The following is a 16,198-nucleotide window of genomic DNA, read 5'->3' as shown; positions in this document are numbered from 1 at the left end:
CCGCGACCGGCGGGGCTTTCAGCTGAGTGTCCTCTGGAGAGATGCCTATGATCCGCGCCCTGAGCAACACGATCGGACGCGCCGAACGGGCCGCGCTACGCCTGCTGGTGGTGGTCCTGCCGCTAATGATTCTGGTCAACGTCGCCGGCCGCGCACTCAAGGCGCCGATCTTCTGGCTCGATGAATTGGCGGTCCTGACGATGGTTTGGCTGGCGATGCTGGGGCTGTCGGTGACCCTACAGATGCGCGAAGCGGTGGCCGTGACGCTGCTGACCGATGCGGTCCCCGAGCGCTTAAGCAAGCTGCTGCGCTGCGCCGCCGATCTCGTGGTGCTTGGCTTTGCCGTGGCGCTGCTGGTGCTCTGCTATCTGTGGTTCGACCCCTTGCTGCTCTGGCGCAGCGGCTTCGATTTCGAAGCCTTTGCTGCCGAGTCCTTCAACTTCATCTATCAGGAGCCGACCGCGACACTGGGTCTGCCCAAGTTCTGGTTCTGGCTGATCCTGCCAGTCGTGGCCTTCACCAGTAGCATCCACGCCCTGGCCAACCTGATCGACAGCCTGCGCACGCCGCACTCGGCGCCGGGTACCAGCACAGCAGCAGCCGTTGCCTCGGGGGAATAAGCGATGGTCATCGGACTTTTCGTGGTGCTGCTGTTCATTGGTGTGCCGATCGCGCTGGTACTGGCTGTAAGCGCAATGGTCTACATCCAGTCCAGCGGCAACAGCGTGCTGTTTCTGTCCTATCCGCAGCAGTTTTTTGGCGGGCTGGACAATTACGGATTGCTCGCAATCCCTTTGTTCATGCTGGTCGGGGAGTTGATGAACGAGGGCGGCATTACCAAGCGGTTGGTCGCCTTCGCCTCGGTGTTTCTCGGTTCGGTTAAGGGCGGGCTCGCCTACATCAACATCCTCGCCAACATGATGCTGGCCTCGATCGTTGGCTCGGCCAACGCGCAGGTCGCGGTGATGGCACAGGTGATGGTGCCGGAGATGCACCAGAAGGGGTACGACCGCAACTTCGCCACCGCGACCACGGCAGCCGGGGCATTGCTGGCACCGGTGATCCCACCGTCCATGCTGTTCGTGATCTTCGGCGTACTGGCGCAGATCTCTATCGGCGACCTGTTCATCGCCGGCGTCATCCCTGGGCTGCTGATGGCTGCAGGCTTCATACTGGTCATCGCACTGCTTGGCTTTTTCTATCAGTACCCGCCGAGCGAGCGCCTGAGCCATGCGCAGAAGCTGCGCAATGTGGTCGGAAGCCTGCCATCGCTGAGCGTGCCGGTGGTAATGATCGGCAGCATCATTGGCGGCATCGCCACCCCGACGGAGGCCGCAGCGGTGGGTGCAGCCATGGCAGTGCTGGTCGGCCGTTTCGCCCATGGCGAGATGAAGTTCGAACGGATGGGCGACATGCTGCTGCGGGTGGGCATCAACAGTGGCGTGGTACTGGCGTTGGTGGCTGCGGCAGCGGTGTTCGGCTGGGTGATCGTCTACGAGCAGATTCCGCAGCAACTGGGCACCATCATGCAGAGCATGACCAGTAACCCATTCGTTTACATGTTGCTGCTGATCGCGCTACTGCTGGTCGTCGGCATGGTGATCGACGGCATCGCCGCGCTGATCCTGCTGGTACCGATCGTGCTGCCGGTGGCCGAGTCGGTCTACGGCATCAACGCCTATCACCTGGGCGTCGTCATGTGCATCAACCTGACCCTCGGCCTGCTCACCCCTCCGGTCGGCGCCGCCCTCTACGTCGCCTCTCGCGTCACCGGTTGCCGTCCGGGCGAGATCATGCGGCCGCTGCTGCCGTTCCTGCTGGTCACCTTGTTGGTGATGGTGCTGATTTCCTGGCAGCCGGGCCTGGTGACCGCGTTCATCTCATGAGGCCTGCTGCAGGTCGTAAAGCGCACCCCGGCCTGCATGGTCGGGTTTGACAGGAGACAACTATGGATCGTATGAAGAACAAGGTCGTGATCATCACCGGCGCGGCCCAGGGCATCGGTGCTACCTATGCTCGCGCGTTGGCGGCCGAGGGTGCGCACATCGTCATCGCCGATGTGCTGGACGGTGCCCCGCTGGTCGAGGAGCTGGAGGGCATGGGTGCCGAAGCCATTGCCTTGAAGACCGACGTTTCCGACGAGGCGTCGGCGTCGACCATGGCGGCCGCGGCGATGGAGCGCTTCGGGCAGATCGACGTATTGGTCAACAACGCCGCGATCTACGCTTCGCTGAAAATGAAGGGCTTCGAGGACATCGACCTCTCGGAGTGGGACAAGGTAATGGCCGTGAACGTGCGCGGCCCGTTCATCTGCGCCCGTGCCGTGGCGCCCCACATGAAGGCGCGAGGCCAGGGACGGATCATCAATATTTCGTCCGGTACGCCATTCAAGGGCACCCCGGGGCTCCTGCACTACGTAACATCCAAAGGCGCCATTCTCGCGCTAACGCGCGCGCTGGCCCGCGAACTGGGCGACTTCGGGTTATCAGTTAACACGTTGGCGCCCGGCCTGGTGCTGAGTGAGGGCGTCGTTGCCAATGCCGAGATGCGCGAGCGGCTGACCGCGCCGGTGATCGCCAGCCGGGCGATCAAGCGCGACCAGATGCCTGGCGATCTGATCGGCCCGCTGCTGTTTCTCGCCTCGGATGACAGCGCGTTCATGACCGGGGAAACGGTGGTGGTCGACGGCGGTTCCGTGATGCACTGAGCACCGACGATCCACGAGAAAAGGCTGCGTCTAACGCGGCCTTTTGTGTGTCTCAGTCTCAGCCCTGCGGGTCCGGGTGTCAGGGCCGCAGGATCGACGGGTCCATCACCAGTTCGATGAGAAAGGGCCGATCAGCCGTCATAGCCTGCTCGAAGATATCTGCAAATTGCTCGGTGCGTTCCACCCGCGCAGCACCGGCACCGTAAGCCTGGGCGAGGGCGACCATATCCGGATTGACCAGGTCGGTGCCATAGCGGCGGCCGGGGTAGTGCTTGTCCTGGTGCATGCGGATCGAGCCGTAGGAGCCATTGTTGACCACGATGAAGATCACCTTTGCGCCGTACTGCATCGCCGTCGCCAATTCCTGGCAGGTCATCTGGAAACAGCCGTCGCCAGCGAAGCACACGGCCGGCCGAGAAGGCTCGGCGAGTTTGGCGGCAATGGCTGCAGGCAGGCCGTAGCCCATCGAGCCGGAGGTCGGTGCCAGCTGGCTGCCCAGCGCACGAAAGGGGTAGAAGCGGTGCACCCAGAGCGTGTAGTTGCCGGCGCCATTGCTGATCACTGCCTCGGGCGGCAGGCGCTGGCCGAGCCAGGCGACAATCTCGCCGAGCTGCAGTGGGCCAGGCGATTGGGTCGGTCGTTGCCATGCCTCGCGTATGGCGCGCGCCCGTGTCAGCCAGCTAGCACGCTCGGGCGGAAGCGGACCGGCCTGCAGCCCGGCGGCGGCCTCGGCGAAGTGTTCCACCCCGGCGCAAATGGCCAGATCCGGTACGCGAACGCGGCCGGGCTCCTGCGGGTCGGGATGGATGTGGATCAGCCGCTGGCGCGCCTTCGGCACGTTCACCAGTTCATAATGCCGGGTGGTGATGTCGCCCAGGCGAGTGCCGACCGCGATCAGCAGGTCGGCCTCGCCGAGCAGTTTGGCCAGTTCCTGATTCATGCCGAGACCCGCGTCGCCGGCGTAATTGGGGTGGCGGTTGTCGAAACGATCCTGCCGGCGAAAGGCCGTGGCCACCGGCAACTCATGGGCTTCGGCGAAAGCTTGCAGCTGCGCGCGGCAGTCGGCGGTCCAGCCGGAGCCGCCAAAGATCGCCAGCGGGCGTTGTGCCTCGTTCAGCATCTTGCTCAGCTGCGCCATTGCCCGCGGCGCCGGATAGCCCTGATTGATCGTCGCCGGGCCGAGTGCGATCGGCTCGACGTGCTCGAACAGCAGGTCTTCGGGCAGGCCCAGCACTACCGGGCCTTGACGGCCGGATCGGGCGGTGCTGAACGCGCGCGACAGATACTCGGGCAGGCGTGCGGCGTCCTGGATGTCGGTTGCCCACTTGGCAACCGACCCGAACAGCGCGCTGACATCGACCTCCTGCCAGGCCTCGCGCTGCTGGAAGCCGCGCGGGACTTGGCCGATGAACACTAGCAGCGGGGTCGAGTCTTGCGCCGCGACATGCAGCCCGGCCAGTGCGTTCGCGCTACCCGGCCCGCGGGTGACGAAGCAGACGCCCGGGCGCCCGGTAGTCTTGGCATAGGCTTCGGCCATCATTGAGGCGCCGCCTTCTTGGCGACACACCACCAGGGCTATATCGGGGGCATCGTGCAAGGCGTCGAGCACCGGCAGAAAGCTTTCGCCGGGAACTGTGAACACCCGGTCCACGCCGTTGCGCCTGAGCAATTCGACGATGGCCTGGCCGCCGTAGGGCTGGGTATCGGCTGTCATCTGTTTCTCGCTGATAACGGAAAAAGAATAACCGCACTGCTAGTCGCCGCGCGGTAGGGCTGGGTTACTGGAGTAGCCCGGCTTCGCGGTAGTACTTCTGCGCACCCGGATGCAGCGGGGCGCCCAGGTTGGCCGGCTCGACCGAACCTTCGGCAGTCCAGCCCTTCATCGAGCCGAACGAGCGCTGGAGCGCCTCTCGGCCTTCCATCACGGCCTTGGTGATGACATAGGCTTCGGCGTCAGACATAGCCTCGGTGGCGTACAGTGAAGTGCTGAAGCCCACCCCCTCGACGGCCTTGTCCTGCTTCTCGAACATGCCGGCCGGCATCGTCGCGCGAGCGAAGCCGAAGTTTTCCAGGTGGGCGATAGCCTCTTCGTTGAGGCTGAGGAAGCGCTGGCCAGGGGTGATCGATAGCTGTGCCGTGTTCGGGTGACCTGCGGTAGTGATGCCGATGATCATGTCGAGTTTCTTGTCGCCGAACTGGTCCTGGAGAATGCTCAGGCTCGATCTGCCGATGCTGCCACCGTAGGATTCGATATCCTCATAGGTCAGGCCATTGGCTTCTAGAATCAGCTTGGCGATATACTCGTTGAGGCTGCCCTGAGGGCCGGTGCCGATGCGTACCGGCAGTTTCTTTTCCTTGATGTCGGCGATCGACTGGATGGCGCTGTCCGTTTGCACGGTAATACGCTGGTAGTACTGGTCGAGCCCGCCGACCAAGCCGCGGATGTTCTCGATCTTGCGTTCGAACGGGCCGAACGGCTGCTGGGCCCAGGCGGCCACCGGAGGAAAGATCATTCCGATGTCCGCGCGCTTGGCGGCCAGCAGTTTGGTGTTAGCGATCGCCATGGGAGTGCCCTGGATATCCACCGTAGAGCCATCAGGCAGGCGTTCGAGCATTTCGCCGCGCAGCGCGCCAGCATAAGCGTACCAGGTGGTGCCGGTCGGGCCGGCGGCGAACTTGACGTTCACGGGGTTGGCAGCCAGTGCGCTGCCCCACAGCCCGACGGTGCTCAGCAGGGCGATGGCAGCGTGCTTCTTGAGTGATTTGATCATCTTGTTGTTTTCCTTAGGTTGTGCTTGGAGGATCCGCGGCGCTAGGCCCCGGACTGTCGCAGTGTGCAATCGGCCCGCGTGGCCCTGGCTTTGCGACTCTGCCAGGCCCAGACTGCGCAGAGTAGGAACAGCCCACCCAGTGAGGCCTTGAACACCGGCGCGATCAGCAGGGCGGCGGCAACTAACAGCAACCCCGATTCGAGCAAGGAGTTGCGCGCCCGCAGGTACCCCGCCACGCAACCGGCCAGCGCATAGCAGCCGATCACCGCGGTGGCGACCGCCGGGACGATGGTCTGCCATGCGCCCTGCAGCAGCAGCGCCGGGCTGAAGACAAAGGCGAAGGCGACCAGGAATCCGGCCAGGCTGTAGCGGAACGCTACCCAGCCGGTCTTCCAGACATCCGCCTTGGCGATGCCGCCGGCCACGAAAGCAGCCAGGGCCACCGGTGGCGTGACCATCGACAGCGCAGCGAAATACAGCACGAAGAAGTGCGACGACAGTGCCGGAATTCCGAGCTTGTCGAGCGCCGGAATGGCAAGGATCGCCCCCATGATGTAGGCCGCGGTGGTCGGCATGCCCATGCCCATCACAATCACCATGAACATCACCAGCAGCAGCGCCGGGATCAGCATGCCACCGGACAGGGCGGTGACGAAGCTGCCGAAGGTCAGGCCAAGGTTGGTCATCGACGCGATGCCGACCACGATGCCGGCACCGGCGCAGGGAATGGCCACGGCGATGGCGCCGCGCGCGCCGGAATCGAGCGCCTGTATCGAATCGCTCACGACCGATCCTGCAGCCTTCAACACGCCGTTGCCGCCCTCAGCGCGAAAGCCTTCCCAGACGCGGGTGCAAAGGCCGAACACCAGGGTGATCCAGATCGCCTGCAGGGTGGACGAGCTGAGCGCGCGCCCGGCCATGATCTGATAGACCAGCACGAACACCGGGATCAGCAGGTACAGCCGCTTGAGCACGCTGTTCCAGTTGGTGCCCAGTTCGTCTCGCTTGAGGCCGGCCAGGCCCTTGCGCCGTGCCAGCAGGTCGACGACGAAATACAGCGCGACGTAGAACAACAGCGCGGGGATCAACGCGGCGATCGCGACTTCCGCGTAGGGGATGCCCATGAACTGAGCGATTAGGAAGGCCGCCGCGCCCATCACCGGTGGCATCAGCTGGCCACCGGTGGAGGAGGCCGCTTCGACCGCCGCCGACTCTTCGGCGCTCATGCCCGACTTCTTCATCGCCGGGATGGTGAACATGCCCATCACTGCGGCATTGGCCGTCGCGCTGCCGCTGACCGAACCGAACAGCGTCGACGAAACGATCGAGACCTTCGCCATGCCGCCGCGAAAGCGCCCGACCAGCAGCACGGATAGATCCATGAACAACTGGCCGCCACCGAATAGCTGCAGGAATGCGCCGAACAGCAGGAAGTAGAACACCTGGCCGTAGGACACGATGCTGGGAATGCCGAACACGCCTTCGTTCTGCAGCACTTGCACGTCTAGGAAGGTTTCGAGAAACAGCCGGCTAGGCTCACCGTCGTGACCGATGATGCTGAGCATCGGAACGCCCCGCAGCTGCGGGCCGATGAACTGATAGACCAGAAACACCAGGATGACTACCGTCAGGCCCATGCCGAGGGCGCGGCGAACGGCCTCGATTACCAGGGCAATGGTGACGATGCCCACCACCAGGTCGATTGATCGCAGCGGGTCGACCATCGCGATGCGCATCGTCAATGCTTCGGCGTTCATCAGGTAGAACAGGGCAATGCCTGCCGCCATCGCGGCGAGCAGGTAATCCGAGGCGCGCACCACGCTGAAGTGGCCGAGATCCTGCTTGCGCAGAGGATGGATGACGAAGGTCAGCACGAGGCCGAACATGATGTGGATCGGCACCGCGACGATCAGGTCCAGCGGCGTGCCGTAGACCATGTAGATCTGAAAGGCCGACCAGCAGAGCGCGACTATGGAGGCCGGATTGATGAATTTTTTCATGAGCTCAGCCCTGCTGGATGGCGGCTCGAAGCCGGCGCACGACGGTGCTGCGCGGCTGGCGAACGCCGGGCGCGGTGGCCGTCAGACATTGGTGTGCCGGGGGATTGGTATCGAGAGTGTGCTGGCTGCTGGAACGTAGGGAGCAGGCGATGGGTCCGGTGGCGATCAGGGTGGCGAGACGGGTCGGCGACCCGTAGGTCTGGCTGAAGATCATGGCGGTTCACCGTTGTTGTTTTTATTGGTTAGTCGGCCGACGCGGGCGTCGGCGACAGATTCATCTTGGCGCCTGTCGGGTGGTCTGGCCATTAACGAATTTTGATACAGGCCATCAGGCACCGCTCTAGCTTGCTTTCACGCCCTCGCTAGCGGACGCGGTGCGGATTTCGCCGAGCAGCGCGGATACTGCGACGCCAAACAGCAGCGCCCAGAACGGCGAGCTGATTCCCAGCAGCGAGAATTGACTCATCGCTACCGCCAGCGCGACGAAGGCGCCGATCTGGCAGGCGCCACCTTTTTGGAAGGCCTGCTGCAATGCGCCGAGCAGCACGCCGATCATCGCCAGCCCGGCCACCACTACGATCAATGCTTTGGGGAAGGCGAGGATGAACGGCACCGCGAGCCCGGCGAACAGCCCGAACAGGGCGAACAGCATGCCATTGACCAGCGCCGCTCCGTAGCGAAGCCGCGGATCGTCGCCGGCCTGCTCGGACGAACAGATCGCGGTCATCGGTCCAGCGATATTGGCGTTGTGTCCTCCGAGCAGGCCAGCCAGCACGCCACCAATGCCGCTGATCATGGTCATCGCGTTGACTGGCGGGCGATACCCTTCGGCCATTAGCACACCGGTCGCCTGGGCGTTCTCGGCGCCGATCACCAGCGCGGTGAGCGGGATGGTGATGGCCAGGAAGGCATCGAGCGAGAAGCTCGGCACGGTGAACGCCGGCATCACCCAAGCGATGTTCACGTCGGCCGGTTGCAGCTGGCCAAAGGCGAAGGCCAGTATCAGCCCGACCACCCCGGCGACCAGCACCGGCGGTACCGCACGGGTGAAGCGGGTGACCAGAAAGAAGCTCAGTGCGGCGACGCCGGCGATCAGCGGCGCGCTGACAATGGCGTCGATGGCGCCGGTGGCGAAGCGGATCAGCGCCCCGGCAATCATCGCCATGACGATCGGCATCGGCAGCCAGCGCATCAAGCGGCCGATCAAACCGGTGACGCCGAGGACGAAGACCAGCAGGCCGCTCATGATGAAAGCGCCCACCGCATCGCTGAACGGAATGACGGTGAGCGAGGCGGCCAGGATCGCGGCGCCGGGGATGGTGTAGGCGCCGCAGATCGGCTGTCGGTAGCGCAGCGCCAGGAACAGGCTGATCAGCCCGCCGAGCACGTAGATCGCGAATAACCAGGAGACCGTCTGGGCATTGCTCAGGCGTCCGGCTTCGGCGGCATTGATAACCACCAGCGCAGGGCCGGTGCAGCCGAACAGGGCGGCGACCACGCCGGCGCTGATGGATTTGGAGTTGAACGCTCGGCGCAGCGTCGGCTCGCCGGTAACAGCGGACACGTCGACCGCTGGTTGTGAAAGATTCTGGGACATGGCAACGCCTCCGCTTGTTGTTCTAATGCGTTCGGTCGTTCGCCGAGTGCCGCCCACTGCGGGGCGGCACGCGTGCAGGCGACGGTTATTCGCCGCTTGACTCACTCACCACGGAAAACGGCCGGCCGCTTGCCGTGGAACGCCTCGACGCCTTCCTTGAAGTCCGCCGAGCTGCGAAGGCGGCTGTAACAGTGGCCTTCCATCTCGATGGCGACCTTCAGCGGCGCGTCCTCGTTGTCATTGATCAGCTTTTTCGCCGTACGCTGGGCCAGCGGCGAGAAGCGGCGCAGTTCGTCGACCAGGGCATCGACGGTGCTTTCCAGCTCCGCATCGGGTACGCACTCGGTGATGAAGCCCCATTCGTAGGCCTGCTGCCCGCTGACCCGCTTGGCGCGCATGACCATGTGCTTGGTGCGGGCGATACCGATCATCTTCTGCAGGCGCGCGGATCCTCCCGAGCCTGGAATCTGACCGAGGTTCTGCTCCGGCAAGGCGTAACGGGTAGTGTCCGAGGCGATGCGGAAATCGCAGGCCAGGGACAGCTCGAAGCCCACACCGAAGGTGTAGCCGCGGTTGGCGGCGATCACCGGCTTGGTGCAGCGCTCCGGTGCGGCCACGTTCCAGGCCAGCTTGGACACATGTTCGGGCGAGGCCTCGAGAAAGCCCTTGATGTCCCCGCCGCTGGAGAAATGCTCGCCTTGGGCGCGCAGCACGATCACCCGCACGCCAGGATGCGCGTCGAGCGCCTCGAACACCTGGCGCATCACCTCGCGCTGGCTCATGGCGATGACATTGAAAGGCGGGCGGCCGAGGATGAGGTCAGCTCGCTCGCGCTCGGTGTTCAGCTCGACGCTGAACCCGTCGAAGGGGGTCTGCAGAAATTGCTCGATGCTGGTGGTATCCATGCGCTTGTTCCTCTTGCTTGAAAGGTGATGACTAGCTGGCGGCCTTGAGCTCGCCGTACTGGGCGACCAGTACGCGGCGCAGCACCTTGCCGACCGGAGACTTGGGGATCTGCTCGATGAATTCGTAACGCCGAGGCCGCTTGAAGCGGGCCAGGCCAGAGGACACGCAATAAGCGTCGAGCTCTTCTGGCGTTATCGGATGGCGCAGCTTGATGAAGGCGGCGACCAGCTTGCCCCACTGTTCGTCAGGCAGGCCGACTACCGCCACTTCCTCGACGGCAGGATGCAACGAGAGGGCGTTCTCGATCTCCGCCGGGCTGACGTTCTCGCCGCCGGTGATGATCAGGTCATCGACCCGGCCGGTGACGAAGAGGTCTCCGTCTTCATCGAAGAAGCCGGTGTCATTGGTGAAATACCAGCCGTCGCGCAGCGACTTGGCGTCCGCGTCGGGGCGCTTCCAATAGCCTTCGAACGCCTCATCGCTGGCCAGGTCAGCAATGATCTGGCCTTCCTCGTTGGGCTTGACTGCCTGTGTCGGTGATTGCGCATCGAGGGCGACCACGCGGATCCGCTGGTTCAGTGCGCAGCGTCCGGACGAGCCGGGCTTGCGGCTGGCGCTCTGGTCGATGGTGAAGGTGTAGATTTCCGAGCTGCCGTAATGGTTGACGAACAGTTCGGGTTGAAACGCCGCTTCGACCCGGCGCATAAGGCCATCGCTCATCGGCGCGCCCGCGAAACCGATCTTGCGCACGCTGGCGACCCGCTCGGGACTGAACGCCGGGTGCTCGATGAGCATGTGGTAGAGCGTCGGGACCAGATAGAGGTTGCTGATCCTCTCGCGCTCGATAGCGTCCAGCGTGGCCTCGACGTCGAACTTCGGTACGCAGACGAAGTGGCCGTCGAGCAGCGCCATAGACAGTAGCGAGCGCACGCCCATGGTGTGGTACAGCGGCATCACGCCGAGGGTGCACTCGTCCTGGCCGTAGAGGTTCTGCGCGACGTGTGCGACTGCTGCGGCGCGCTCGGCGCGGTGTCGACGCGGCACGCCTTTCGGCCGGCTGGTGGTGCCAGAGGTGTAGAGCATCAGCGACCAGTCTTCGGCGCCTGCACGCAGGATGGTCTGCGCCGGCGTGTCGGCGCACAGCTGCTCGAAGCTCATGACACCGTCTGCGGCAGTGCCACCGACGTTGACGCAGGGGATCCGCAGCTCGCCGCAGGCCAGCACCGCTTCAGCAGCCGAGTCGTCATGGATCAGCGCGCGAGCGTCGGCATCGACCAGGCACCAGCCCAAATCATCGGCAGTGCAGCGCCAGTTAAGCGGGGTCATGACGATACCGCTGAACTGGCAGGCCCAATGCAACGTCGCCAACTGCCAGCGGTTCTGCATCACTGTCACCAGGTGGTCGCCCTTGCTGAGCCCGAGTCGCTCGAGCCCGTACGCGGCGCGCTGGATGTCGGCGAACCAGGTCTCGTAGGTCTTTTTCAGTTCGCCGTCACTGATCGCCACCGCGCCGGGGCGGCGCTCCACCGCGGCAAGAAAGCTGCGTCCCAGATCAAACATGAGTGCACTCCATGGTTCTTGTTGTTGTAGGGCTTGTGGTCAGGGTGCCCGGCGCTGCTGCGCTACCTCGAGCACCGCCTGCACCATTCCGGTGTATCCGGTGCAGCGGCACAGGTGGCCGGACAGCATGTCCCGCACCTGGACCTCGTCCGGCGCGGGTACGCGTTCGAGGAATTCCACGCAGGACATCAGGATGCCGCTGGTGCAGAAGCCGCACTGCAGCGCGTGGTGGCGGCTGAAGGCCTGCTGCAGGTCGTTCATCACATCGTCGCGGGCCAGCGACTCGACGGTATCGATGCGTCGCTCGTGGGCCTGCACCGCGAGCATCAGGCAGGAGCGCGAGGCGACGCCGTCGACCAGCACCGTGCAGGCGCCGCACACCCCGTGCTCGCAGCCGACGTGCACGCCGGTCGCGCCGAGCTCGTGGCGCAGGAAGTCGCACAGCTGCATGCGCGGTTCGGCATGGCCCTCGCGCAGGCGGCCATTGAGCTCCAGGCGGATGGGAAAACGCAGGTCAGCGGGTGCGTGCATGGGTGTGTCCCTCGATCAGTTGTTGGCCCAGTTCCCGGATCAGCTGACGCCGATATGCCGCCGACGCGTGCACGTCGCCCTGTGCACCCAGGGACCAGGCGAAGGCGTTGAGTGCCGGCGCGAGATCCGCACCGAGAGGCAGGCGACGCTGTACCGGCCGGTCGGCGACGCCACCGATGCCCAGGCTCACCTCGCGCTCACGGATGCAGGCGGCAAGCGCCACCAGCGCGAAGTCGCCGTGACGCATGGCGATTTCACGGAAGCGATAGGCCGCTCCGGCCTCACGGAGCGGGAAGTGCACCTCGCTGACCATCTCGTCCGCGCGCTTCTCGGTGGTGAGCACCCCCTGGAAGAACTCGGCCGCCGCGACCTCACGGCGCTTGCTCTTGAGCGACTCCAGCACCACGGTCCCGCCCAGCGTGACCAGGCACAGCGGAATTTCGGCACTGGGATCGGCGTGAGCCACCGAGCCGCAGACCGTGCCGCGATTGCGCGTCTGGAAATGCCCGATCCAGGGCAGCGCCTGCGCCAGCAGAGGAACCTCGTCGGTCAGGCTGGTGCGGTCCATCAGCTCCACCTGGCGCACCGCCGCCCCCACTACCAGTCGCCCGCCCTGGATGCCGAGGTGTTGCAGATCGGCGGCATGGTTGATGTCGATCAGCAGTTTCGGCTGTGCCAGGCGCATGTTCAGCACCGCCATCAGCGACTGGCCGCCGGCGATGATGCGGGCCTGCTCGCCGTGTTCGGCGAGCAGTTGCAAGACTTCGCGCTTGCTGCCGGCGCGGACGTAATCGAATGCAGCGGGTTTCATTGCGCACCTCCCTTGCCCAGCAGGGCGCGCAGCCGCTGCCAGAGGCCGGTCTGCACCGGCTTGCCGGTCAGGCGCTGGGCCAGTCGGGTGAAGATCTGGCCGATGATGACCTTCGAGGCGCTCTGCAGCATGCGGCCGCCCACCGCCGCGACCTTGCCGCTCACCGCCGCGTCATAGACGTATTCGAGTCGGGTATGCCCGTTGTCCAGCTCGATGAACCTCACCTTGGCGCTGCCGGTGGCTGACCCCATCGGGCTGTTGCCCGAGCCGGACAGGCGCAGTGAATGGGGCGGGTCGAGGTCGCTCAGGCCGACCCGGGCGGCGAAGCGCGCGCGGATCATGCCGACACCCACGGTCACATCGGCGCGGTAGTGGTTTTCGCTCTCCAGCTCCAGCGCATGGCAGCCCGGGATGATGGCCTTGAGCGTCTCCGGGTCGAGCAGGGCATCGAACACCTGCTGGGGTGGCGCCGGAATCTCCACCACGTCCTGCGCCTGCAGCGCCGAGCCGCCAGCGACACGTGGCGCCTCCAGCTCGAGACCCTCCGGCGGTGGCGGCTCGTCGATGCCTATCATCGAGCGCACCCGGGACGGCGTCAGCGGCAACCGGATATCGCTCCGGCCCAGAGCGTCGGCCATGGCATTGGCGATACACACCGGGGTGCTCATGTTGTTGCCTTCGCCAACGCCCTTGGCCCCGAGCGGAGTGAACGGCGAGGGGGTTTCGGTGTGCAGGATCAGCGGCTCCACGGCCTCCGGTGCGGTCGGTACCAGATAGTCGGCGAAAGTGCCGGAGAGGAAGCTGCCGTCGTCGCCGTAGACGAATTCTTCCATCAGTGCCACACCCAGTGCCTGGGTGAAACCGCCGCGAATCTGCCCGTCGACCAGCATGGGATTGAGGATGCGTCCGGCGTCGTGACAGGTCACATAGCGGTCGATATGCACCTCTCCGGTGACGCGGTCGATCTCCAGGCCGCAGAAATCGAAGATGAAGCCGTAGCACAGCGAGCTGTTGATGCAGTCGTTGTCGTCCGGCGCAGTGAGCTGCGGCGGCGTCCAGAACGCGGTTTCGCGCAGGCCGCCACCCTCGTTTTCGGGGAGCAGGCCCGGCGACCAATGGGTGGAGCCGGCAATGCGATGGAACGGCTGGCTGGGGCCGCTCTCGACGAAGACCTTGCCGCCGGCAAAGCGTACCTGATCGGCAGGCACGTCCCACATGGAGGCGGCGATGCCGGCCATGCGCTCGCGAATCTTCAGCGCCGCGTTGTACACCGAGCCGGCGACGGCGCCCGCGAACCGGCTGGAGTAGTTGCCCGAGGCGATCGACCAGGCGTCCTTGCCGGTGTCCAGTTCGACATTGACATTGATGCTGTCCAGCGCCACCCCCAGCACCTCGGCCACCACCTGGGCGGCCACCGTCTGGTGGCCCTGGCCCTGTGGAGTCGAGGCGACGTGGACACTGACGCCGCCGAGCGGGTCGACGCTGACCGTGGCGGTACTGACCGCGCCGTTCTTCGGACCGCTCTTGCGCCGCTCCTCGGGGGTCATCGCCGTGGTGATGTAGCCCATATTGGAGATCGACGGCTCGACCACTGCTGTATAGCCGATACCATAGAGCCGCCCTTCGGCCCGGGCCTGGTCACGTCGGCGCAGCAGTTCGTCCAGCCCGCCCTCACGGACCGCCAGCTCCAAGGTGGCAGGATAGTTGCCGGAGTCGAGCAGAGCGCCGGCCGCGGCGCGGTAAGGAAACACGCCCGCCGGCACCAGGTTGCGCCGAATCACCTGCAGCGGATCCAGCCCCAGCTCGATGGCCACCTGATGCATCAGACGCTCAAGGGCGAAGTACACCTGGCCGCCGCCGAAGCCGCGGTTGAGTCCGCTGGGGACCTTGTTGGTCAGGACCACGCGGTTGCGCACCGCAATGTTGCGTATGGCATAGGCGCCGGACAGGTTGCCGTGCATGCGGTAGAACGTGGCCGGCTCCGGTGCGCGCAGGTAGCCGCCGCAATCGTCGATCTGATCGTAGCGCAGGGCGACGACCCGGCCGTCGGCCTCGACGGCCGCCTCGATCTCGCACACGCGATTGGTGGCGCTGGACGAGGCCTGCAAGTGCTCCAGGCGATCCTCGACCCACTTCACCGGCGCGCCCACCTTGCGTGCGGCCAGGGCCATCAGCACCACGTAGGGGAAGACGCCCTGCTTGATGCCGAAGCTGCCACCCGAATCCGGCGGAGTGCGCAGCCGCAGCCGGTTGCCCGGCACGTTCAGTGCCCGCGCCATTACCGAATGCAGGGCATAAGGGCCCTGGAAGTTGGAAAGGATGTCGTAGACGCCATTGGCGGGCTGGTACTGCCCGAGCACCACATAGCACTCGATCGGGGTACAGGAGTTGCGCGGATAGTGGACCTTGATCGAGACTCTGCGCTCGGCCTCCGCGAAGGCACGCTCGGGATCGCCATAGCGGAAATGCCGCTCGTTGACCACGTTGCTGCCCACGGCCTCATGCAGCACGGGAGCGTCGTCTTGGGCGGCCGCCTCCGGGTCGATGATCGGTGGCAGGGGTTCGTACTCGACCTGCACGGTATCCAGTGCGTCCTCGGCGAGGTAACGGTCCTCTGCGATCACCACGCAGACCGGCTCGCCGACATAGCGAACCTTGTCCAGCGCCAGGCACCAGTGTTCCATCGGCGCCCTGACGCCGACCGGGAAGGGATTGGCCCAGCGCTTGACGTCCTCGCCGGTCAATACCCCGTGTACGCCTTTCATGCCCAGTGCTGCAGAAGCGTCCAGCGATCTGATGCGGGCATGCGCGTGGGGCGAGCGCACGATGGCGGCATGCAGGGTGCCGGGGGGCGTTGCGACATCGTCGGCGTATCGACCCAGGCCGCGGAGCAAGGCCGCGTCTTCGACCCGTACCTGGCGATGTCCGATATGACGCTGATCAGCCTTGCTTGGGCTTTGGTGCATATTCATGTTCGCGTCTCGTTGTTGTTGTGGCGCGATGTGCTTGCAACCAAGTCTGCGAAAAACGCGAACGTCATGCCTTGCCTGGCAATGCGGATATTTGCCCAGGCGTACAGAAATTTGCCTTTCAGTCTGATCGGCACCCGCTTCGCCAAGGCTTAAGCCCCGGATTTCCCGGACACGCCTCTTTCCAAGAGAGAGGAGCCCTGAGGAAATCCGTCAAATACGGGAGTGGACGAAATCGAACAGCCTCGCCGCTCCGCCCGGCAGCCGACTCAGTCGACAGCCAGCCGAAACGCTGCATGTTGGGCGTGGCAGTCAGAGCGTGACAGTGACCAGCGTGAGGGTTGCT

13 protein-coding genes are annotated in these 16,198 nt (G+C 64.9%); 3 read left to right on the top strand and 10 right to left on the bottom strand.

Going from position 1 to position 16,198, the window contains the following annotated elements; translation table 11 throughout:
* Positions 1–47 precede the first annotated feature (47 nt).
* The 3 genes from ACFOMF_RS03255 (at position 48) to ACFOMF_RS03245 (ending at position 2,707) form a co-directional block, all read left to right on the top strand.
* The gene (locus ACFOMF_RS03255) at positions 48–620 is read left to right on the top strand and encodes a TRAP transporter small permease (RefSeq protein WP_386361210.1); all 573 of its coding nucleotides are present in this window, start codon (positions 48–50) and stop codon (positions 618–620) included.
* A gap of 3 nt (positions 621–623) precedes the next feature.
* Positions 624–1,886, top strand: coding sequence for a TRAP transporter large permease (locus ACFOMF_RS03250; RefSeq protein ID WP_386361208.1), 1,263 nt, complete (start codon positions 624–626; stop codon positions 1,884–1,886).
* Between the two features lie 62 nt (positions 1,887–1,948).
* Positions 1,949–2,707, top strand: coding sequence for an SDR family NAD(P)-dependent oxidoreductase (locus ACFOMF_RS03245; RefSeq protein WP_386361206.1), 759 nt, complete (start codon positions 1,949–1,951; stop codon positions 2,705–2,707).
* A gap of 79 nt (positions 2,708–2,786) precedes the next feature.
* Here the strand turns inward: ACFOMF_RS03245 and ACFOMF_RS03240 are convergent, their stop codons facing one another.
* The 10 genes from ACFOMF_RS03240 to ACFOMF_RS03195 form a co-directional block, all read right to left on the bottom strand.
* Positions 2,787–4,421, bottom strand: a complete 1,635-nt coding sequence (locus ACFOMF_RS03240) for a thiamine pyrophosphate-binding protein (protein WP_386361204.1) — start codon at positions 4,419–4,421, stop codon at positions 2,787–2,789.
* Between the two features lie 64 nt (positions 4,422–4,485).
* On the bottom strand, positions 4,486–5,478 hold the full coding sequence (locus ACFOMF_RS03235) for a TAXI family TRAP transporter solute-binding subunit (protein WP_386361202.1): 993 nt from the start codon (positions 5,476–5,478) through the stop codon (positions 4,486–4,488).
* Positions 5,479–5,519: 41 nt separating this feature from the next.
* The gene (locus ACFOMF_RS03230; protein ID WP_386361201.1) at positions 5,520–7,478 is read right to left on the bottom strand and encodes a TRAP transporter permease; all 1,959 of its coding nucleotides are present in this window, start codon (positions 7,476–7,478) and stop codon (positions 5,520–5,522) included.
* A gap of 4 nt (positions 7,479–7,482) precedes the next feature.
* Positions 7,483–7,692 (bottom strand): hypothetical protein, encoded by a 210-nt coding sequence (locus ACFOMF_RS03225; RefSeq protein ID WP_386361200.1) that lies wholly within the window; start codon positions 7,690–7,692, stop codon positions 7,483–7,485.
* Positions 7,693–7,818: 126 nt separating this feature from the next.
* A complete protein-coding gene (locus ACFOMF_RS03220) occupies positions 7,819–9,075 on the bottom strand; it encodes a benzoate/H(+) symporter BenE family transporter (RefSeq protein WP_386361199.1) in 1,257 nt (418 codons plus the stop codon).
* 101 nt (positions 9,076–9,176) lie between these two features.
* The gene (locus ACFOMF_RS03215) at positions 9,177–9,980 is read right to left on the bottom strand and encodes an enoyl-CoA hydratase/isomerase family protein (protein WP_386361197.1); all 804 of its coding nucleotides are present in this window, start codon (positions 9,978–9,980) and stop codon (positions 9,177–9,179) included.
* 31 nt (positions 9,981–10,011) lie between these two features.
* Positions 10,012–11,541 carry an AMP-binding protein gene (locus tag ACFOMF_RS03210; protein ID WP_386361195.1) on the bottom strand — a complete coding sequence of 510 codons (1,530 nt, stop codon included), beginning with the start codon at positions 11,539–11,541 and terminating at the stop codon, positions 10,012–10,014.
* 39 nt (positions 11,542–11,580) lie between these two features.
* On the bottom strand, positions 11,581–12,072 hold the full coding sequence (locus tag ACFOMF_RS03205) for a (2Fe-2S)-binding protein (RefSeq protein ID WP_386361193.1): 492 nt from the start codon (positions 12,070–12,072) through the stop codon (positions 11,581–11,583).
* A complete protein-coding gene (locus ACFOMF_RS03200) occupies positions 12,056–12,883 on the bottom strand; it encodes an FAD binding domain-containing protein (RefSeq protein WP_386361191.1) in 828 nt (275 codons plus the stop codon). Before ACFOMF_RS03200 ends, ACFOMF_RS03205 begins: the two co-directional genes overlap by 17 nt.
* On the bottom strand, positions 12,880–15,855 hold the full coding sequence (locus ACFOMF_RS03195) for a xanthine dehydrogenase family protein molybdopterin-binding subunit (RefSeq protein WP_386361189.1): 2,976 nt from the start codon (positions 15,853–15,855) through the stop codon (positions 12,880–12,882). Before ACFOMF_RS03195 ends, ACFOMF_RS03200 begins: the two co-directional genes overlap by 4 nt.
* Positions 15,856–16,198 lie beyond the last annotated feature (343 nt).

The sequence above is a fragment of the Stutzerimonas tarimensis genome (genome assembly GCF_042648805.1).
Taxonomy (GTDB): Bacteria; Pseudomonadota; Gammaproteobacteria; order Pseudomonadales; family Pseudomonadaceae; genus Azomonas; species Azomonas tarimensis.
This window is presented reverse-complemented; position numbering and strand designations above follow the sequence as displayed.